This window comes from Clostridium sp. OM05-9 (genome assembly GCF_003481465.1).
GTDB classification, from domain to species: Bacteria; Bacillota; Clostridia; order Lachnospirales; family Lachnospiraceae; genus Coprococcus; species Coprococcus ammoniilyticus.
In genome coordinates this window covers 576,575-597,699 of sequence record NZ_QULF01000001.1, presented here as the reverse complement: position 1 = coordinate 597,699, position 21,125 = coordinate 576,575, and the positions used below count along the sequence as shown (strand labels likewise).

Genomic DNA, 21,125 nt, shown 5'->3' with positions numbered 1-21,125 from the left:
TGTATTATAAAATATGGATGTTTTAATTTTATAATTTTATCTTTTTATCATAGACAAGAATCCATCTGCTCTGTATTGTTATAAAGCAGATGGATTCTGTACTATAATCATATTCTTAATGTTTTCTATTTCATCCAGACGTCAATATCAACGGATCCTGAGATTCCCGGCACACTTCCCTCACTGGTATACTGCCAGCCGGTAAACAGATATGGGAAATCGGGTACATTGGAATATTGTGCCAGCCAGAGCTGATAATCACCCAATCGATCCATATCCAGATTCTGCGCATACCAGTTTCTATTTGCATAGATCATCGGTGTATATCCGGCATTTTTTATCGTCTCACAAAAACCAACAATGGCATCGGTACGCTCTTCATTTGAAATATCATTTGCGCGGGCACCTTCTGCTTCCATCTTCTCCGTATCAATTACAACCGGATAACTGATCTTATAACCTGCGATATTCTGAAGTACATACTGTGCTTCTTCTACTCCTTCATCATAACTTACTGCCTGTGTATAGAAATATACCCCAACCGGCATTTCTGCTTCCAGAGCTGTTTCTATATTCGTCACATAGCCGTCATCCAGTGCCAGACCACCCTGTGTATATCCACGATATCCCAAACGGATCATTGCAAACTGGATACCGGCTTCTTTTACCTGATCCCAGTCGATTGATCCCTGATGACTGGATACATCGATTCCAAGCTTTGCATGCTTGATTTTATCATCCGAATAACTCATATAGCCATTATCATCCAGTTGAAACCGTTCCAAATCATAATTATGTCTGGCTACCTTACTACTGATCTTATAAAGCTGTGCAGTTTCTTTATCATCTCCTACAATGATGTAACTCTTCTTGATATAATTCCAGTAATTGTCATAGATCAGATTTGCCAGCTCTCCCGGTGTCAGTTCTAGACCATGTTCCATTTCCGTGTACAAGGCAGGTGTCGATCTGGTTGTCTTATTATAATCAATACCAATACAGATTCCTGCAATGATTCCAATTACAATTCCTGCGCCGATGCACACTGCATATTTCATTCTTTTTGCTAATTGTTTTCTTCTGTCTGCTTCTCTCATGTCAATCACAAGCCGTTTATATTGCAATTCGTTCCGTACCTAACCGAAGCTGTATGATCTTATCATATTTTCGTCTGATCGCATGACGATATTTTCTTGCTATATCAGAAGAAAACATCTCTGTGATATCCTCCTGATTCAGGATTGCCCTGTCATACAGTACTCTGTACTTAATATTCCAGTCATACATCAGGCTGGTACAGTTATCGATACTTACTTTTATAAACGAACCTTTCTTCTTTCCTGTTAATACTTTCAGATTTGCCCGTTTTCTGCCAACGGAGTTCTTGACATCAAACAGTACCTCAGCACCCGGAAACCGCTCCCATATCGCATTCAGAAACGCCTGCAGCTTCTTATCCGTAAAATACTTCGTTACATCACAGCATACAAATAAGATTGCTTCACCCGGTTTCTTCTTCACACTGTCAAGCCATGAAAAATCAAGGATTGATTTGCCGATATTCTGCTCCCGGTCCCTGCTCTCCACCATCTTGCGCCGCAGTTCCATGGTCTCAGGCATATCTACATTGTACCATCGGATCCTGCCATTATCCATGCGGGAAAACATGGTATCTAACTCAGCTCCGACATTTACAATAACGCCATCTGCATACCTCATAATAAACTGTTTTACCCGTTTGTCAATCTCTACGATCCGTCCAATCTTAACAAGGCGATCATATTCCTGATACATCGCATTGAAATCCTTATGTGACACATTTAATTTGGCTGCAATCTTAATCGACTCATCATCCTGAAACAGCTTCGGATATCGTTCCGCTACCATTGACCGTGCCCATACTGCACGCTTGATCTCAGGATTTACAAGCTTTGCTTCATCCTTGATACTGTCGCTGATACGATTGATGATCATACGGCATTCCGGCACATGCTGATGCTCAATATAATCATGAGGCATTCCAAAATATTCAAAATAGTGAATCCGGATCTGCTCTTTCTTAAGCTTATCATATAATAATCTTGCATAGCTGTTCAGCAGATCATTTTCTACTGTGAATATGGCGATCTCATCACAGATATCAGTCAGATCCGCATAGATCGGGCAGGTATATTCATTCTGATGATACAGATCCTGAATCCAGTACCTGCTAAGAAATTCCTTAATGCCCAGCCGGTAATAATACTTCCGTACCTCTTTCTTGCGATCAAGCATATGATTGGCGAGATTTCCATCCATAAATTCTGTATCTAATGAAGGTGATAACAACACCAGCTTATCCGGTCTGCGAACACCTTCCTTCCATGCCAGAACTGCCAGTGATAACGCCAGTCCACCGCCTGTGGAATCTCCAACAACAACCAGACGGTCGATCGTCTCCTGCCTGGTCAGATGTCTGTATGTCCCGATCAGCATATCAAAAGTATCCTGTGCATTATGCTCTGGCGCCAGCGGATAGATCGGAACAGCCGCACCATATCCATTTTCCTCGACCACAGTCGCAACAAATTCCCACTGGTTTTTGTTGATTTCCATACAATGACCGCCGCCATGGATATAAAAGAAGAAATTCTTTACCTCTTTCTTCTTTGGTTTCACATAATAGCATAATCCATTCTCTGACTCTGCCTTTGTAATATGAAATGCATCCTGCATCCACTTTGGAGGCGTGCTGCATTCCCGTTTTCTTCCCTTCAGGACTTTTTTAGCAATATCATCCGCTTTCATGCGCTTATCATCCAGCATGACACCTGCAATTTTCTCTTTTATGATAACAAGACTGTTTTGTGTACTCATATAATGTATCCCTTAATATACATATGTAACCATTTTTACCTGCTACCATTTTCACATAACCGGGATTGAATATCAAGTCTAATTTTAATCTGCTGATATCTTCATTGCTACATTCAACATATCGATCACAGATCCATCGGCTGCATCTAATACCACCATCTCACTTGGATAATCCGGATCCGATTTATCATCACAGGAAGAAAAGATCCAGACAGGTTTATATTCAAATTGTCCATCTGCTGCGCCTGCTGTCAGGTAATAGGTCAAGGTCACATCATTAAAATTGATCGCGTTATATTTACATGGATAGGTTTTGTAATATTCCGGTATGGTTTCATTTGCCTTTTCAAGCAGCTCCGGAAATGAAAGGATCTCAGTCTTTGCACTTTCTCCGGTGGACTCCAGATAATCACACCAGTTCGCATTGATGATTCCATTGGAATCCATTGTGATCTCATAGCGTTCAACCGGCACATCATAATATTCCACCTGCTTCTGCAGATTTTCAACCTGATTAAATGCCATCGTTGACACCGGCTGCTTATCAACAGCTCTTACGTAGGTGAACGAATACCCATCCACATCCGTAGCAACAACCGAATTTGTCGCATCTGTATATACCCAGTAAAGATCAGAACTGTCCTGTAAGGCTACATCCTTCGCACCGATCTTCGACAGAAATTCTTCTGCCTTCATCTGTGCTTCATCTTTGGAATAGCTGCAGGCATTCTGAACTGTATTCTCCTGATCCGCTTCTGTTCCTGTCTCTCTTTCATAGTCAGCCTTTGAATATGGCGTGACATACGTTGCCTTTTCTTTCGGACGATACATCATAAAATCTTCCCGCATATTAAAGGAACGATAAACGCTGTCGGTTTTGTAATACAATTCATATTCCTTCCCATCCACAGTACCAACATAATCATCCGCGGAATAATCTCCGGCAGCCGGATAACTGTCCGGGGCATCTGCCAGTTCCGTTTCCAGATCGCTGATCCATGAATCATAGGAATCCGCAAATACAGGATCCGGATAATTCTCCTTTGCTGTCTGATACTGTGTGATCTCTGCCTGAATGTCCTTTTTTATCCGATGCATGGAATCATATACATAGATTCCCTCATCCTTATCAAACAGATTCTCTGCCACCTGCTTCTTCACTTCATTACTCTCCGGATCTTTCTTCTTATACTGTGCGATCTGAAGGTCAGAGGTATCCGGAACACTGATATCATCATCCGTTACATGGATCTTTGATAAGCCGGTATCTCCAACCGCAATCTCCGTATCACAGGTAAATGGAATCTTATACTTACTCCACAGACTTCCACTATCCAGATCTTCTCCGGATGCAGATGTCTCCGTCTGTCCCAGATCCGCCTCTGTTTGTTTCGGCTGGGTATTATCTACATTGTAGTCTACATTTTTCCTTCCGCATCCTGTAACAGCCGCAGATACTGTAAGAGTTCCTGCAAGAAACAGTGCCATCATTTTTCTTCTTTTTGTAATGTCCATTTTCATCATTTGTATCCCTTCTTACTTAAAGATTTTCCCGTTTTCCCTCATATATCAGATAAAAATGACTTCTTTTATTATCCTTATACCGCCTCCGTTTAATCCTGTATTACACTGCATGTTCCCAGTGCCTTCGATACCTCAAGGATATCAATATAGAATCCGTCGGTTGCATCCAGCACGACCATCTGTTGAGGATCTTCATATGTAACTTCATCAAATTCATATACTTCAACCTGCGATATGATCCATGCCGGCACATATTCAAATTCACCGACCTGTGCTCCCGGTTTCAGACAATAGGTAAGCTGCATACGATTAAATTCGATCGACTTGTACTGTGTATTATACTTTGCATAATATTCAGAAACAGATGAATCCCCCCGCTTCATCAGTTCTTTAAAAGAAAGCAGTTCTGTTTCCTCTGCCTCACCTTCGACAGACAGATTATTCGTCCAGACAGCTCCGATCACTCCATTATCATCCACCGCAATCTTACAGTAATCTGTAGGTATATCCACACCTGCTTCCTGCTGCACCATATTGTCAACATTCAATGCCTGTAAGCCCTCTCCAAGAGACTGATCCTTTATCATCCGGTTAAATGTAAAATAATACCCATCAATATCACGCTCTATAAGCGTTGATAAAGCATCATCATAGGTCCATGCCAGTGCGGAGGACTCTCCAAGTGTCATATCATTACAGTCGATCTTCTTCAGAAATTCTTCTGCTATCTCCAATGCTTCTTCTTCTGAATATTTACACTGGTTTTTATCGTTCAGTGCCTCCTCTGCACCTTCGGAACCATATTTTATACTGTCATTTAATGACACATAGCCGCCATGATCGATCATCTCCGTTCCATCCTCTGTTCCGTCTGCAGGTCTATATACCATGGCATCCTCCTTCAATGATAAATCATAGCTTAAAATCGTATCATCCGGTGTCCTCAGAACAAATTCATATTGACCACATGTTCCAAGGTACTTTGTTGCAGAATAATCTCCGGCAGCCGGATAATCTTCTGGTGCTTTTTCCAGCTCATCCTGAAGCTCTGTAAGCGTATCATTTATCTCCTTAATACGTTCCGCATCGGTTCCCAGCTCTTTTTTCAGTTGTTCATAGGATGCGATCTGTTCTTCTATATCTGCCTTTGTCTGATTGTTCTCATCATAAGCATAGATTCCTTTGCTCTTATCAAATATCGCTTCCGCTATTTTTTTAAGTGCCTCTCCTGCGGTATCATTCTTTGTTAACTTCTCAGTATACATGATTGATGTATCAGGAACCGAGATCTCATCCACCTTCAATGTGATCTCACTCAAACCCGAATCCCCTACTGCTATACTGTCATCATATGACTTTGGAATATCGTACTTATCCTGAATGCTTCCGCTGTCCTTTTTTCCGCCGGATCCATCGATATCATAGTCGATATCTTTTTTCCCGCATCCGGTAAATACCGCCGCCATCATCATTGTTCCAAACATCAGCCAGGCGGTTCCTCTTCTCCTGATCTGTTTTCTCATCTTCCTTCCTCCTCATATCGTAAATATATTTTATTTCTTTCCCAATCCCGGTCACTTCTCTGCACTATCTGAAGTATCCGTATCTTCTCCAATTTTTGTATTTTTTCTCCAAATTATCTTACGACTTTCTAATTAAAACACAGGGAAAAATCATTTTCGCATCATAGCTGTATATTTTCTGAATAATTAAAAATGCTCATGTACTGCTTATTACATGAAACAGTACATGAGCATATCTTTTATATTAATATTTTTATTCTTCAGAAGATGTATCTTCGGCAGAAGTGTCCTCAGCGGATGTATCTTCAGAAGATGTATCTGTGTCTGTATCCGTATCGTCTACGTCTTCTGTATCGGAATCGTCTTTGTCATCATATGTATAATATGTGCCAAGTGACTTGGCCAGTTCCAGAAGATCGATCACTGATCCGTCTCTTGCATCGACTACAACCATCTGTGTCGGGCTGTCCTTATCTGTATAATCCTGATATTCCTCATACTGGGATAATATCCATGCCGGAATATATTCAAAGGTTCCTTCTTTGTCTCCTGCTTTCAGGAAATAGGTCAGCTCCATACCGTTAAATTCAATCTTCTTGTAATGAGATGTGTACTTGCTGTAATATTCAGGAACGGTTTCATTCATTTTATCTAACAGATCCTTATAGGAAAGAATCTGTGTTGCCTGTGGTTCTCCATCTGCTTCCAGATATTCGCTCCAGCTTGCACTATTGATACCCTTGGAATCAATGCTGATGGAGCATTCCTCCTTTGGAATATCAATGGATGCATTGTCCTGCTGGATGTTATCGACATTCCATGCATTTACTGTTGCGGTTGGCTGGTTATTGATCGCTCTTGAATATGTGAATGTATATCCATCCACATCTGTTGACTGGTTGTCACCATTATCATCATAATAAACCCAGCAAAGTGCTGATGTATTCTTTAAGGTAACATCCGTACATCCGACTTTTGCAAGGAAATCATCTGCCATCTGTCTTGCTTCATCTTCTGAAAATGTACACTGATTTGTATTTGCATCTACAGAGTCTGACTCGTCTGCACTATACTGCATGTAATCGTCCATGGAAGTTGAATAACATCCGCTTGCTCCATCCTTTGGACGATATTTTAAGAAATCATCCGCAAGATACAGGGAATATCCGGTTGTACCATTTTTCTCGCTCGGAGTGGATACCGTAAACCTTGTATCTCCGATCGAACCAATAAAAGTATCTCCTGTATAATCGCCTGCTGCAGGATATTCATCCGGTGCAGTCGCAAGCTCATCCTTCAGATCATTGATCCAGGAATCATAATAAGATGCCATGTCACTGTCACCTTTTTTCTTTTCGGCTTCATACATATCGATCTCAGTCTGAATATCTTCTTTGGTACGCTTATCATAATCATATTCATAGATACCCTTATCTTTGTCCAGAACTGCCTCTACTGTTTCTTTTTTACTATCATTTGTTGTTTCCTTCTTCTTAAACGATGCAACATACAGATCTCCTGTATCCGGTACGATCACTTCTTCTGCATCGATTGCAATCTTCTGAATACCGGAATCTCCTGTTGCGATCTCGGTATCACAGCTTTCAGGTATTCCATATTTACCCTGCAGGCTGCCACTGTCCGCATTGCTTCCAGAACCACCATTTCCTTCTACATCATAATCAATATCCTTCTTGCCACAACCGGTAACTGCTGTGCTGACTGCCAGCATACCAACTAACAGGCAGGCTGCCATTTTTTTACGATATACGCGAAATCTTTCTTTATTATTCTTTGTTTTGTTCTGCATATAAGAACCTCCTCTTTTCTTCTCTCATTTATTATAGCTTCTGGATCCGATCCAGTAAATGACATATTATTTTGCGCCATGTTCCGCGACCGATTACTCTTCAGTCGTATCACCGGTTGTATCTGCATCACCCTCTGTGGAATCTCCTTCACTGCCTGTGGAATCTCCGGAAGTGTTGGTATCATCATCTATAGTAGATATCGATGAACTGCCGTCATCAGATACATCTCTTGCGATCGTATCTGTTTCATAACTCTGATATGTGCCAAGTGACTTGGACAGTTCCATCAGATCGATCACCGTACCATCTGTTGCATCAAGGACAACCATCTGGGTTGGATATGTCTCATTTGTTGAATCAGTCATATCCTCATACTGTGTCAATATCCATGCAGGTACATATTTGAATGTTCCTTCTTCATCTGTCTTCTCCAGATAATAGCCAAGCTTCATAGAATTAAACTCTACTTTTTTATATCTGGTTGGATATGTGGTATAGTATTCTGCAATATTCTTATTTGCTTTTTCTAACAGCTCCTTAAATGATAAGAGTTCATTTGACTCTGTTTTTCCGGTTGTTTCCAGATAAGATACCCAGCTTGCAGATATAATACCATTAGAATCAACATATACCGTACAGGTTTCGGCGGGAATGCTTACCGATCCATCATCCTGCGTAATATTATCAACATTCCAGGCTGCCGGAACATCTGTTGTCTGATTATTGATCGCTCTGCTGTATGTAAATACATATCCATCGACATCAACAGCCTCGGTATTCCCATCTGTTCCATAGTAATACCAGTAAAGATCCTGTGTATCATTCAGGGAAGCATCTGAAATACCGACCTTACTGATAAAATCATCTGCAATGGACTGTGCTTCTTCCTTTGTAAATGTACATACATTTGAGGCTGACACATCTGCATCTGACAGATCATCCCCGCTATCCGGAGTTGAATAATATACTCCGTTCATTCCATCTTTTGGACGGTAGGTGATCAATGAATCCTTCAGACCTACGGAACCACTTCCGCCTTCCTGATCATCCATATACATAATATATTTTCTTCCGTTGATCTCTCCGATAAAGGCACTACCGGAATAATCATCAGCCGCCGGATATTCATCCGGTGCATTCTGAAGCTGATCTTTCAGGTCGGAGATCATGGAATCAAACCAGGATGCACTGGAATTATCTCCATTTGCTGCAGAATCCTTCTTTTCCTTTTCATACTCATCGATCTGGTCCTGAATATCTGCTTTTGTCATATTGTTATAATCATATGTATAAATACCTTTGTCTTTTTCAAGGACAGCTTCTACGATCTGTTTTCTAGTATCATTTGATGATTCTTTTCTTTTTACATATACAGTCGGAAGATCTACCGTATCCGGCACTGTTACCTCATCTGCTTCTATTGCAAGTTTGCTGATCCCGCTGCTTCCAGCGTCCAGTGTAGTATCACAGGATTCCGGTATTCCGTACTTACCCTGAAGGCTTCCACTATCCGAGCTACCTCCGTTTCCTGATTCACCGTCTACACTGTAATCTATATTCTTCTTTCCACAGCCTGTAAGTGCAGTTCCTGTTGCCAGAACTCCTGCAATGGCAAGTGCTGCCATCTTTTTATAGCGCATTTTTCTGCTTACCTGTGTTGTCTTATTACCTGCTGTTTCTTTTCTTATTTTCTTCAAAATAATTACCTCCTGCTGTGATCCTACATTTTAACAAACAAAATTAATATGTATATTTTTTCAGCGCTGTAAAAATATTAACACAAACCATCGATTTTGTTCATTAATACGGGTCTATTTTTTTATTAAACTTTCTTAAGCTTTCGTCTCATTTTCCCGACATATTAAATGTACATGACCGATACATAATTTATGCAATATATCTGCATCCTTTTTGCATCCTTTTTCTACAATTTCTTGTATTTCTATATTGCATTTTTTCTTTTTATGTTATAGTATGTGCGGTGAGAAAGAATAAAGAGGTGTCATTCTAATGAATATTACCATGTTAAAAAGTAAGATCCACAGAGCCGTTGTTACACAGGCTGAACTGAATTATGTCGGCAGTATTACCGTAGATTCAGAGCTTTTGAAGAAAGCCGGGATCCTTGAATATGAAATGGTGCAGATCGTTGATATCGAAAACGGAAATCGTTTTGAGACCTATACCATCGCCGGAGAACCGGGATCGGGTGTGATGTGCCTAAATGGTGCAGCAGCCAGACAGGTTCAGGTCGGAGACCATATCATTCTGATGTGTTATGCCTCCATGACACCGGAAGAGGCCAAAGATTATCGTCCGACTGTTGTATTTGTAAATGAAGATAATTCCATTTCCCGCATCACAAGCTATGAGAAGCACGGCGAGATCGGATAAATACCTGAAAACGAGGTGTATAATTACCCTTGGTATTTTGAGTTAGTTGCATAATTTATTATACCAAAAATAGCTATAGGCACAAGCCCATAGCTATTTTTCTTTTTAGGGGAGTTTTTTTACATCCCCTTTTGTTAATAACAAGATTCGTTAACGGCTGAAATGACTCTTTTTCATTTCATTCCTGTTTTTGTGTCTGGAGCATTCTTTTCATTCGATGATATATATTGTCCATATGTATCCGGCATATATGTCTGTGCATTTGCAGCATATTCATCCGGATAACCTCCCTGTATATCTGCATTATAGCTATTCGGATAATACGTCTGATCCTCTGCACTATATCCATTCGGATAATAGCCCTGATTCTCTGCAGCATATCCATTCGGATAATAGCCCTGATTCTCTGCAGCATATCCATTTGGATAATAGCCCCAGTTATCTGTATCATATCCATTTGGATAATAGCTTTGCATGCTTACATCATAATTATCTGATACTGTGTCACCGGCAGCTGTCTGAGGCTTCTTTGCATCTGTCTTTTTCTTCTGTTTTTCCTGCCTTTTTGCCTCTTTTTTCGCTGTTTTTTTTGCCAGACGCTCTTCTCTGTGTTTCATCCTGTATCTACGCCAAGCCAGTATATACAGCACCCACAAAAACAGCAATACCGCAATAGCAATGCCTGCATATAACTGCCACTGGCGATAAGCAACCGCGTACCGATAACCTAATGTACTGTCCATGGTCAGCAGCCGGTCACCGGAAACCTGTACAGTCAGAAATATACTGTAACCGATCACACCAGCCGCAGCAAGCGTAATGACCACCTGAATGATTGTATATACGATCATGACTGCTTCCTCCTTTTTCGCCCCTTGACAAATACAATAATATAAAGGATCAATAATACCAGTACCAGACCACCAAGTATCACATATTCAAATACACGTTTTACAGTTTTTGCAGCTTCATAGGTCACCACAGCTCTGTATACTGACTGATTTTCTACTGCATCCTCTGCGATCAGCTCCAGTGTATTTTCTCCATTTGCAAGTGACACTTTTTTATGGAAATAGCTTTGTGTCAGTTCGACCGGTTCGCCATTCAAGGTCAGGGAAGCTCCTGCTTCCGTATAACCATTCAGATAAATGGTATTTTCGGTTACTACCTTTCCATCAACATCCTCGGATATGGACAACTGCGGTGGTACGGTATCCACATAGATCTCTTTGGAATATTCTACAGTATTGCCTGCCGGATCCGTAATAACAAAGGTCACCGTATTATCTCCATCCTTTAAGTTCACCCGATACATACCATTTTCTTTTTCATCCGTAAGTATCCGCTCATCTCCCAGATATGCATCAAATGTATTCTTATCCTGCATCGTGACCGTTGCCTGAATGAAGCTGCTCTTTGTTCTGTCTGCATCTGTATCAAAGACTACATCAGCATCAGCCTTTACTGCAGCATCTGCCGACACAAGCTCATACCTGCAGTTCTCATCTGTTCTTATCACTGCCAGATAAACCTTAGAAGCATCACCTATAAAATCATCATAATAGAAATCCGTGGTTCCCTGCTCCTCTTCTCTGATCAGATTATGCGCCTCATCATAAACCCGTACCGTATAAGCTTCCTCATTAGAAGCTTTCCATGAAATATAATATCCATCATTATATGTTCCACCCTTTACCCCGGAAACCTTCTCTACATCCTCCGGATTCTGATAGCTGATAAATGCATCACTATAGGCACGCTGATACACACCGTCTACGGATACACGGATATAAAAATGATATTCTCCGCTCGGAAGCTGATCCAGATCAAATGTAAACGATCCGGATTTTTCCATATTGTCACTATATACGCAGGTTCCGTCAAAGCCCTCTGAATCAGTATCTGCAAACACCTCCACATAAAGCTCATCCGGGCAGTCTGTGATCTTATAGTTTACCTTGACACTTCCGGTTCCTTTTTCTGATATTTCAAATTTACTGATGACCAGCGAATCCGGAACCTCACCTATCGTTACGTCCACCACACCAAGATTTTCTCCGGTTACCGCAGCCTTCCATGTACCTTCTTCTCCTTTTCCGACATGTATGATTGCTTCGCCATTTGCCTCATAAACCTGATCCGGCGTTTTTTTCTTGCTATATACTTTACCGGATGGTGAAGTCAGCACAATCGTTCCAGGCTGTTCATAATTTTCCCAGGTTACATAAAAGACCGCCTTACTGTAACCCTCCGGCATATCAATCTCGACTTCTGTCTGTGCTGCCCACACCTGTATCGGAAGCCAGACGATCATCCCTATAAATAATAATACGCCTGTCCACAGCTTCCACATTGTTTTCCTTACTCTCTTCATGTTAAACTGCCCCCTTAATTAGATGATGTACTGATCTTATCCCACAGGAACAGACCTCCATCTTCATCATACCATATAGATTTTTCCTGTTGTTTTCCGTTATTCGCCTTATAATTTAATGTTACCTTAGCTTTACTGAACTCTCTGTCCCAATCAATCGTGAGCTTGCAGTCACCCTTTGCATGGACATCCACCGGCGCCATATCTACATTTCCATTTACTCCAATCTTAATATATCGCTCCGTGAAGTTTCCTCCAAGATTTGCTGCTGCACTTCCTTTTACCTCGCAGCCAAAACCAGAAATTCCAAGCTCGAGTGCCGCTGATATATCAAGTCCATCCTTGTTGATCTTGGCTCCTGCCTTTGCTTTTTCAGCACCAAGCAATGACATTTCTGCTGAAACAGCAAACTCCGGCTCGCTGAAATTGATCTCAACCTGTCCCTTTGCATTTCCGATCTCGCCCCATTGCCTGAACTTTTTCATCCACTGATTTCCGGTATTCTCGTCGCCAAAGCATCCGAACAGATCCGCCTCTGCCTCAACAGTTCCGATCAGCTTAATATCCTTATCATATAACGTCTGATCGATTCCGGCATTTAGGATCTTCTTTGTCTCTTCAGATACGAGAGAATCATATAGTCCGATCAGCAATGTGCTCATACCCTGTAATTCTCCGCCTACCTTATTGATCTCCATTATCTCGCAGACTCTTGGTCCCGGCCGCAGATTTGCATCAAGCTTAACTGTATCCGGAATCCAGTAATAGGATGACAGATATCCATCAAAGCCGGAAATTCCGGTATTACCAAATGCACCTATTGATGTTGAAAAATCAATCTTACCGCCAATTTTCCAGTATTCATGCTCCGGATCCAGCGAATTCAGCTTGACCGACATTTCATTTATTCCAAATATTCCAAAGCTGATCTTATCATCCGGAGACAAAGTCAGTTCTCCACCAAACTCCAGTCCATCTGCTGTAACTGCTACTGAAGCCGAAATATCAAAGCCCTTAAAGAAATCGGAAACGCCAAATTCCTTTAAGCTGGCTCTTTCCTGTGGTTTTTCTGTCTTTTTGTATTTGTTGGCACCGGTTTCATGCTTTAGTGACTTAATTCCTGATTTTATCATTTTATCCACCCGGATCGAATCAATGTCGATCTGCAAGCGGTTACTGTATAATTTTACTTCCGCCGCCTTGATATCCATGATAAATGGGATCGATATATTCATGTTTGAAAGGTTCTGATCAAAGGATGTCTTCTCCTCATCTATCGTTGCATAAAAGCCTGACTCTGCAACAATATAATCCCTGCCATTCATGACAAGATCCGCAAATCTGCTGCTTTTTTCCTGCATTTCTGTATAACTGACATAAAGCTTGCCATCACCCTGAATTGTACCGGAATCTCCTGCCTTTATCGTCTTGCCGGACACAAGCTCCAGCTCCGGATCCATATCTGCCACGATCATCTCCATATCACCTGAGCAATGCATAAAACCATTGATCATAACATTACCACTGGCTACCAGCCTGTCATCTGCCACCTGTCCGATCGAATCTGCTGTGATCGTCATATCTCCTATTCTTACAGACTCTGAGGTTCCTGCCTTAAATACCTTGAAAGCAGCACTTCCGGTTACAACTCTTCCATCGGTTGTTCTTACCTTTACATCGTAAATGCCTGCGGTGAGTTCTCCGGTCAGTACGCCAGTCAGACTTGTTCTATCTGTTACCTGTATATCCGTCAAAGCTGTATTTCCGATAAATACACTTTCAATATCAGCAAATCCACCTCCATTTACGGTAACGGTTATACCTGCCTTTACATCCTTTTCCGATGCATTCCCCGGTGTGACGGATGATATGCCAAGTGTATTCTCGTCTACCTTCCGGATCAGATCATCCTGCCCCAGATCTTCCGGTCTGTTTTCTTCATTTATATAATAATCCTTGGTCTCTGATGCATTATATTCTGCAATATCAACCGTCAGAAATCTTGGATCTGCTTCCGGATTTCTGGTCACAGTATATTCAATGCTGTAATTATTGACAATATATTTCTGCAGATACAGATAAATATCCGACAGCTCCGTGGATGCCTCTGCCTTTACAAATTTTCCACCTGTGTATTCTGCGATCGCCTGCATATAGGCATCATCACACTCACCAAATCCAACCGTATATACACTGATGCCAAGCTCTACCGCGCGATCAACTGCCGCCTGCATATCCTCCTCCGAACCGCCGTCCTGTCCATCGGACATCAGGATCACAGCCCGGCTTCCATTCGCGCTTTCCAGATTATCCAGTGCAAGATTTAAACCAGCCGAAATATTGGTTCCACCACCACTTGATATATTATTAATAGAATTCTTCAGGGTTCCGCTTTTTGATGTCAGGGTCTGTTCCAGATATGCTTCATTATCATAGGAAATGATCATCATCTTTTCTGCTGTTATATGATCGACTGCTTCTGCCGCTGCCTGTTTTGCATTTTCAAGCGCTGCTCCCTCCATGCTTCCACTCTTATCCATGACAATACCGATGCTTGCTCCTTCACTCTCCGCACCACTATGTAAGGTAAAATCTGTTATCTCATACTGTGTATCGATCACTGAAAAGTCTTCCTTTGTAAACTGGTCTGCCAGCTCTTCCTTGGAATCCTTTGTTCCGTTAATATTGATGTAAGCACGGATAGCAGGATAATCTGTTGTATCGATCCGGCTGATATGAATACTGATCCTGTCATATTTCAAAGTCGTTGATACATAAGAATTAAATGAACCATTAATGGTATCCTCTGACACCGGAACAACCTGTGCACTCTGTTTGTCCACCAGATCAGTCACAGCTGCATTCAGCTCCGGATTGTATGCATCATTGGATATCTGATTATACTGGGTAACAACCTCATCGATCGAATCCTTCAAAGAGGACTGATCGCTGATCGCTGCACTATTATCAATTATCTGATGCAGATGTTCATTTGCAGTATCCCGGTCATCCATTGCAAGGTACAGCTTCGACAGCTGCAGTTCATAAAAGCCGGTATCATCGCCATGTCGTGGTATCTGTACCAGAATATAATTTGCCGCACGCTTGATCGGAACATTACATGCTTCCTTGTAACTTTCATCTGCCTCTTCTAATAATTCATTGATCTCATCCGCATGCTTTCCTTCATAGCCCTCTTCATCAATCAGCTTCTGTGCTTTTTCCTTCGTACGTTCTGCCTGTTTCACCAGCTTTCTGATCTCCTCATCCTTCATATCAAAGGAAGCCTCTGTATAGTTTTTATCCATGTTGTTACGGTAAACCTCTTCGGCGATCACATCCGTATAAATAACCGTATTCTCCGGACTTTTAAATTGTCGGTTCAATTCCGATGCTTTTTCCTTCGCCTTATCATAATCCTGTTGATAAACATAAAAGCTGACCTCCCTGCGAAGGATCTCCTCTGTTTCTCCATAGGTATGTTTCAGGTCCTTGATATCATCCTCTGTAAGCTCCGAAACAGCCACTCCATGGATCTTGTTGTCAAGCTCATACGCCTTTTCATATTTGCGCTTTTCTTTTCTGGTGAAATGCCGTTCATCCACATACTCTTCTAAAGCAGAAAAAAACTCCTGTCCTGCCGTCTTCTTTTCCTGTACATCATCGGATCCGCTTTTATATGTAGCTTTCTCCACCGCACCTTGCTTTTCCAGATCCGAAAGATATGCTTCATAATCCGTATATGCCTCTGTTCCACCATCTGTCATACCAAGCTTTTCGGAGCAATAAGTATCAAGCTTCGTCAGGCAGGTTTTGCCAGCCTTGCTGATCCCTTTTCGTTCTAATAGCTCCTGGGTTTTGAAATACCCATTGATATAATCGCCATTCATCGTATCACAGGCTGCACCAAGCACCTCTTTTTCCTCCGAACTGCCTGATATATCATTCAGAATCCGGACTGCCTGGTCTGAATTGCCATCCATTATATAGCAATATGCCATATAGATACCCTGCTCATTTGTATCTGTATCATCGAAATAACTGCGTACGCCAAGAAAGGTAGTCCCGGCAAAAGCCAGAACTACCCCTATCGTGAGCAGCCATTCCGGGACATTTCTCTTTGTCTTAAAGATGAAATGTCCGCATATATCAACGGCTGTAAAAAACAGAAAGATAATTGCTATCTTCAGTAAAATATTTAATTCCAAATTTTGCCCTCCCTTAAATATCTGAATCGGATCTGTTTTAAATGAAGACCATTTTTACCGACATTCAGACGCATAACTGAAAATCTGGTATGCAGATCAAATTCTTTTTTGATAACCATGTCTTCCCCATTTGTTCCATGGAATGTGAAACTGAGGATCGGTATATTGGTATAATACAACGTACATGGCATTTGGGCAAGTTCTGAAAGATCGGAGCTTCCGATCAGTTCAATCTCATAAATTCCTTTTTTCTGTACATCAAATGGAAGAACATAATTTACACCGGCCTTCGACTCCTTGGTATCAAGTCGTAATTCATAGTCGCCATCTAATCTGACAAATTCAACCTCTGACAGATCAACATCATCCGGTTCCGCCGGACGATTGATGATCGATACCTCTGTCGGGCAGCCCATTGCTCTTCGCATTGCTTCTGTATCGAGTACAAAGCCACAGATGTTCGCTGCATTTCTCTGAAGCTCCGCACGCTTCAGTCGTCCATCTACGAGTGCTGCGGCTGTATTGTCTCCGCTGGCATTTGTTGATCCATCCGGACATACCATATAGATATCATTCTGCGCACGTGCCATTGCCGCAAAATTAATCTTATCCGGCTCCTGTCCACGCTCATTGATGGATGCCCACCAGTCAGTCATAACGATACCTTTAAATCCCCATTCTTCTCTGAGGATTGTCGTACAGAGATCATAATTTCCGGCTGTCCATACTCCGTTTACCGGTCCGTATGTCGTCATGATCGCATCGCAGACACCGCTTCTTACGATCATCTCAAAACCTTTCAGATAGATCTCCCGAAGTGCACGTTCTGATACAATAGGATCTGCAAAATGTCGTCTCATCTCCTGATTATTTGCACAGAAATGCTTGGCTGCCCCTGTTACACCTGCTGCATGCAGACCTTCTAACATCGCACCGGCAAAGCATCCTGTCACATATGGATCTTCTGAGAAATATTCAAAGTTTCTTCCATTTAACGGATGACGGTGAATATTCATACCAGGTCCAAGTAAACAATCCACCTTCTGTGCGATCATCTCATAACCGGTACAGGTATAAAGCTCTTTTACAAGCTCCGTATTAAATGTACATCCGATGATCGTTCCATTTGGCAGGCTGAATGCTTTCACACCACAATCTAACCGCATACCGGACGGTCCATCACTGCAGCATACAGAAGGGATTCCATGACGGTTGATCAGCGACTTAGATACACCTCCAAATGCTGCTGCCGTTCCCGGTGTTACAAGTGAACTTCCCATGCCTTCTCCTCGAATGATACAAGTAAGGTCATCGTCTGTCAATTCTGAAATAAATTTATCCATTCCGATCGAACCATCTGCCACATCGGATAATGTATGCATACCCATCGTCTGACGGATCTCCTGCGGAAGATGATCCTGTCTTCTCTGCTTCTCGTTTGATGCATGATGTGGTGCTGCTTCCATCATGACCTGATATCCGTTCTCTGTCTCTGCTGCCTTCATTCTGTCAAACGCTTCTACCGGAGCAAGTGCAGAGCAAAGCTGTTCGATCACAAGACCATCTGCAAGCTCAAACGCGCCTGCACATTCTGCACTTCTGACATTTTCGCCGGCAAATACATGATATGTGCCTGCTTCTAATACAAATGCATAAGCATGTCCTGTAATACCGGAGTCGTCATAGGATGCAAAGCGGCTGTATGGAACAGTGATCTCTACTTCTTCGGATTCACCCGGTGCAAGCTCCTTCGTCTTTGCAAATCCGACAAGAACCTTATCTGCTTTTCCAAGCTTACCCTGCGGAGCTTCCGCATAGATCTGAACAACATCTTTTCCTTTCTTTAAACCGACATTTGAAACAGTTACATGAAGTGTAAACTGCTGTTTCTCCGGCTCATTTGCAAATACAACGACTGACTTTTCAAATGTTGTATAGGACAGGCCATATCCAAACGGATATCTGACGCTATCCTTTGCGAAAGTCTCAAAATAACGATATCCGACATAGATATCTTCACTGTAATAATTCTTATCCGGATCACCAAAATATGGTGTAGAAGGATAATCAGCAACTTTATATGCGATCGTGTCTGTCAGATGACCGGATGGTGAAACTGCTCCTGTTAATACATCTGCTGTTCCAAGTCCGCCAACCATGCCGCCCTGCCATACATACATAACAGCTTCCGGCTGGTAACGGTCTGTAAAACTCATATCGAGCAGACCACCGACATTTAATAAAACGATCATCTTATCAAAGTTCTTTCTTACTTTTGTGAGCAGGTCTTCTTCCACATCTGTAAGCTGATAAGAACCCTTGGTATCACTTGCATCTTTATCCTCGCCTGCTGTACGTCCGATGATCACGATAGCTGTCTCTGATCTCTTACCGGCTGCTTCCACAACCTCATCGGTCAGCTCCATTTCTTCCTGACACCATGGTTCATTTCCCCAGCCTTCGCCTTCGTTAAATGGATGTGTCTCTTCCCAGTCCTGATAGATCCTGATCAGCTCCTCATCCAGAATGACCTGACCACTCTCACGCAGACCATCTACGATTCCATAGACCTTTGATACATTTACCATTCCTCCTGAACCGGTTCCGCTCTTATAATAGTGATTCTGGATTCTTCCAAATACTGCCACCTTCTCATCTTTTACAAGCGGAAGTGCCTGATCTTTATTCTCAAGCAGAACACAACCTTCTGCTACTGTCTGTCTTGCAAGTGCTACATACTGATTCCAATCCAATACTACCTGATTCTTCATATCCATCATACTCCTTTTCCTGATTTTATCCGTTTGTTTTATCTTCCTTATGCAGCTGTTTTCCGGCTCTCTGCATATGTATTTTCTGTCTCATTCTTTTTGACAGAAATTATGATTTCGTTCTTCAATTTATGAATGTATGATAGTATGAATTCTATTTTTACAATATAAAAAATACGACATTCTCATCATTTTCCCGACTGTTTTAAAATCGAAAAAAACTGTTATTTGAATTATTCAAACAACAGTCTTTTTCTGTATCTTATTTCACCCATTCTTACAATACATGCCATGTTTCTTTGCAATTGGTATTGTTTTATCTTTGATTTCTTCAATTGTATAACACATCATACATACCTCCCTCTCAAAATATACAAGCAAGTAATTTTATGTTTATTATACCACAAGAATCCCGCCTGGCATACGCCAAACGGGATTCTTATATTTTTCTGTATAACTGACACTTACTGTTTATTCTTTCTGCTCTTTGCAAATACACAGCCTGCTCCAAGGGAAGATACCAGCACGCCTGCGATCAGAAGTGATCGAACCGAAAGTCCTGTCGCTCCCTGAATGACCAGCAGTTCTTCCGCATTGTCACTGTTAAATCCTGTAAGATGTAAGGTTTTTGAACTTATGTAAAAAATAATTCCTGTTACTGCGACTCCAAGTACAGTAGAAAGTGCGGATACAGCCGTCCGTCTGCTGCAGCCATTTAACAACAACAGGCTGACTGCTGTTCCTGTTAATATAGTCAGGATTGAGACAATCACAGGAGGAAATCCGTGGTAGATCGCCTGAACCATAAACAGTACTACCAGAAGAAGCGTAAAAACGACACCGGCTAATGCCCGTAAGCCTTTTCCTTTTCCCACAAACAACATTACCGCGGCAAATACCACCACAAGGATGCCAAGTGGCAGGCACCTGTCATAATTGAATACTGTGTAGTAGGGAGCTGCTTCCTCCGGCATATCTGCACATACGATTATTTTCTGATTCGCGTTTACATAGATGTTATGTGTCTGTGACAAATAATTATCAATCGATACTTTGTCGCCTTTCTGCTCCCCATCCAGAATCAGAACTGTAAGCTCCTGTTCCCCAAGATATCTGGAATGATCATATGGATCTGTCTCCAGCCGTTCATTATCGACAGATACTACCCGCCCTCTTACGAATGTCCTGCTGTCGTTGTTGTACATTGTATAGCTGTTGATCCGATCCCAGTCAAATGAACCTGCCGCCAGAAGAAAGGCTGCTCCGATCAGGAAAACCCCGATATATACTGCGTTTCTTCTCACAAATAAAACAAGATGCCCACCTGCTTTTTCATCCGTTTTCCTTATCGTTTTGTCTTTTTTCTCTGTCTCTTTCATTTCCGGCTGCCTGCTCCTTATACATATGAGGCGAACCTGCCTGCTCCTTGAGGTGGTCTCACTTCATTTCTGTATTTATTATAGATATGCCTGCATGTGCCTGCTATCACACTTCCGTAAAGATTGCAAGAGTTGTATATTTCTTTTGTAAAATTCACGAAAAAACAGGCAGTCTCGTTATAAGACTGCCTGCCTGATAATTATTTTTATATTGTATTGTTTTCTATATCTCATATATCACATAGGATATACCTGTATCTTCATGAGAAAATCAGTTCTCCAATA

Annotated in this window: 12 protein-coding genes; 1 reads left to right on the top strand and 11 read right to left on the bottom strand. The window is 41.7% G+C overall.

Features of this window, described 5'->3' with window-relative positions; translation table 11 throughout:
• Window positions 1-125: 125 nt before the first annotated feature.
• The 6 genes from DXB77_RS02760 to DXB77_RS02735 all read right to left on the bottom strand — a co-directional run bounded on the left by DXB77_RS02760 (window position 126) and on the right by DXB77_RS02735 (window position 9,411).
• A complete protein-coding gene (locus DXB77_RS02760) occupies window positions 126-1,097 on the bottom strand; it encodes a glycoside hydrolase family 25 protein (RefSeq protein ID WP_117807272.1) in 972 nt (323 codons plus the stop codon).
• Between the two features lie 16 nt (window positions 1,098-1,113).
• The gene (locus DXB77_RS02755) at window positions 1,114-2,856 is read right to left on the bottom strand and encodes an alpha/beta hydrolase fold domain-containing protein (RefSeq protein WP_117785825.1); all 1,743 of its coding nucleotides are present in this window, start codon (window positions 2,854-2,856) and stop codon (window positions 1,114-1,116) included.
• Between the two features lie 84 nt (window positions 2,857-2,940).
• On the bottom strand, window positions 2,941-4,380 hold the full coding sequence (locus DXB77_RS02750; protein ID WP_118662599.1) for a DUF6034 family protein: 1,440 nt from the start codon (window positions 4,378-4,380) through the stop codon (window positions 2,941-2,943).
• Between the two features lie 89 nt (window positions 4,381-4,469).
• Window positions 4,470-5,903, bottom strand: coding sequence for a hypothetical protein (locus tag DXB77_RS02745; RefSeq protein ID WP_118662598.1), 1,434 nt, complete (start codon window positions 5,901-5,903; stop codon window positions 4,470-4,472).
• 253 nt (window positions 5,904-6,156) lie between these two features.
• The gene (locus DXB77_RS02740; protein ID WP_021944068.1) at window positions 6,157-7,713 is read right to left on the bottom strand and encodes a DUF6034 family protein; all 1,557 of its coding nucleotides are present in this window, start codon (window positions 7,711-7,713) and stop codon (window positions 6,157-6,159) included.
• Between the two features lie 93 nt (window positions 7,714-7,806).
• Window positions 7,807-9,411 carry a DUF6034 family protein gene (locus tag DXB77_RS02735; RefSeq protein WP_118662597.1) on the bottom strand — a complete coding sequence of 535 codons (1,605 nt, stop codon included), beginning with the start codon at window positions 9,409-9,411 and terminating at the stop codon, window positions 7,807-7,809.
• A gap of 313 nt (window positions 9,412-9,724) precedes the next feature.
• On the opposite strand from DXB77_RS02735, the gene panD reads away from it, so the two are divergent.
• Window positions 9,725-10,108: an aspartate 1-decarboxylase gene (gene panD / locus DXB77_RS02730; protein ID WP_117822025.1), complete on the top strand. Its 384-nt coding sequence runs from the start codon at window positions 9,725-9,727 to the stop codon at window positions 10,106-10,108.
• A gap of 173 nt (window positions 10,109-10,281) precedes the next feature.
• On the opposite strand, the gene DXB77_RS02725 is transcribed toward panD, so the two are convergent.
• From DXB77_RS02725 to DXB77_RS02705, 5 genes are all read right to left on the bottom strand, one after another.
• Window positions 10,282-10,959 (bottom strand): hypothetical protein, encoded by a 678-nt coding sequence (locus DXB77_RS02725; protein WP_118662596.1) that lies wholly within the window; start codon window positions 10,957-10,959, stop codon window positions 10,282-10,284.
• Entirely contained in the window at window positions 10,956-12,482 is a 1,527-nt protein-coding gene (locus DXB77_RS02720) for a hypothetical protein (protein ID WP_118662595.1), read from the bottom strand. The genes DXB77_RS02725 and DXB77_RS02720 overlap by 4 nt, the downstream gene beginning before the upstream one ends.
• Before the next feature lie 14 nt (window positions 12,483-12,496).
• A complete protein-coding gene (locus DXB77_RS02715; RefSeq protein ID WP_118662594.1) occupies window positions 12,497-16,690 on the bottom strand; it encodes a VWA domain-containing protein in 4,194 nt (1,397 codons plus the stop codon).
• On the bottom strand, window positions 16,681-19,461 hold the full coding sequence (locus DXB77_RS02710; RefSeq protein WP_347559460.1) for a glycoside hydrolase family 3 C-terminal domain-containing protein: 2,781 nt from the start codon (window positions 19,459-19,461) through the stop codon (window positions 16,681-16,683). The genes DXB77_RS02715 and DXB77_RS02710 overlap by 10 nt, the downstream gene beginning before the upstream one ends.
• 464 nt (window positions 19,462-19,925) lie before the next feature.
• Entirely contained in the window at window positions 19,926-20,840 is a 915-nt protein-coding gene (locus DXB77_RS02705; RefSeq protein ID WP_118662592.1) for a YibE/F family protein, read from the bottom strand.
• Window positions 20,841-21,125 lie beyond the last annotated feature (285 nt).

Coding starts and splice junctions, on each gene's coding strand:
- DXB77_RS02705 (WP_118662592.1), bottom strand. CDS start 20,840: ATGAAAGAGACAGAGAAAAAAGACAAAACGATAAGGAAAACGGATGAA.
- panD (WP_117822025.1), top strand. CDS start 9,725: ATGAATATTACCATGTTAAAAAGTAAGATCCACAGAGCCGTTGTTACA.
- DXB77_RS02725 (WP_118662596.1), bottom strand. CDS start 10,959: ATGATCGTATATACAATCATTCAGGTGGTCATTACGCTTGCTGCGGCT.
- DXB77_RS02745 (WP_118662598.1), bottom strand. CDS start 5,903: ATGAGAAAACAGATCAGGAGAAGAGGAACCGCCTGGCTGATGTTTGGA.
- DXB77_RS02720 (WP_118662595.1), bottom strand. CDS start 12,482: ATGAAGAGAGTAAGGAAAACAATGTGGAAGCTGTGGACAGGCGTATTA.
- DXB77_RS02755 (WP_117785825.1), bottom strand. CDS start 2,856: ATGAGTACACAAAACAGTCTTGTTATCATAAAAGAGAAAATTGCAGGT.
- DXB77_RS02710 (WP_347559460.1), bottom strand. CDS start 19,461: ATGAAGAATCAGGTAGTATTGGATTGGAATCAGTATGTAGCACTTGCA.
- DXB77_RS02740 (WP_021944068.1), bottom strand. CDS start 7,713: ATGCAGAACAAAACAAAGAATAATAAAGAAAGATTTCGCGTATATCGT.
- DXB77_RS02760 (WP_117807272.1), bottom strand. CDS start 1,097: ATGAGAGAAGCAGACAGAAGAAAACAATTAGCAAAAAGAATGAAATAT.
- DXB77_RS02750 (WP_118662599.1), bottom strand. CDS start 4,380: ATGATGAAAATGGACATTACAAAAAGAAGAAAAATGATGGCACTGTTT.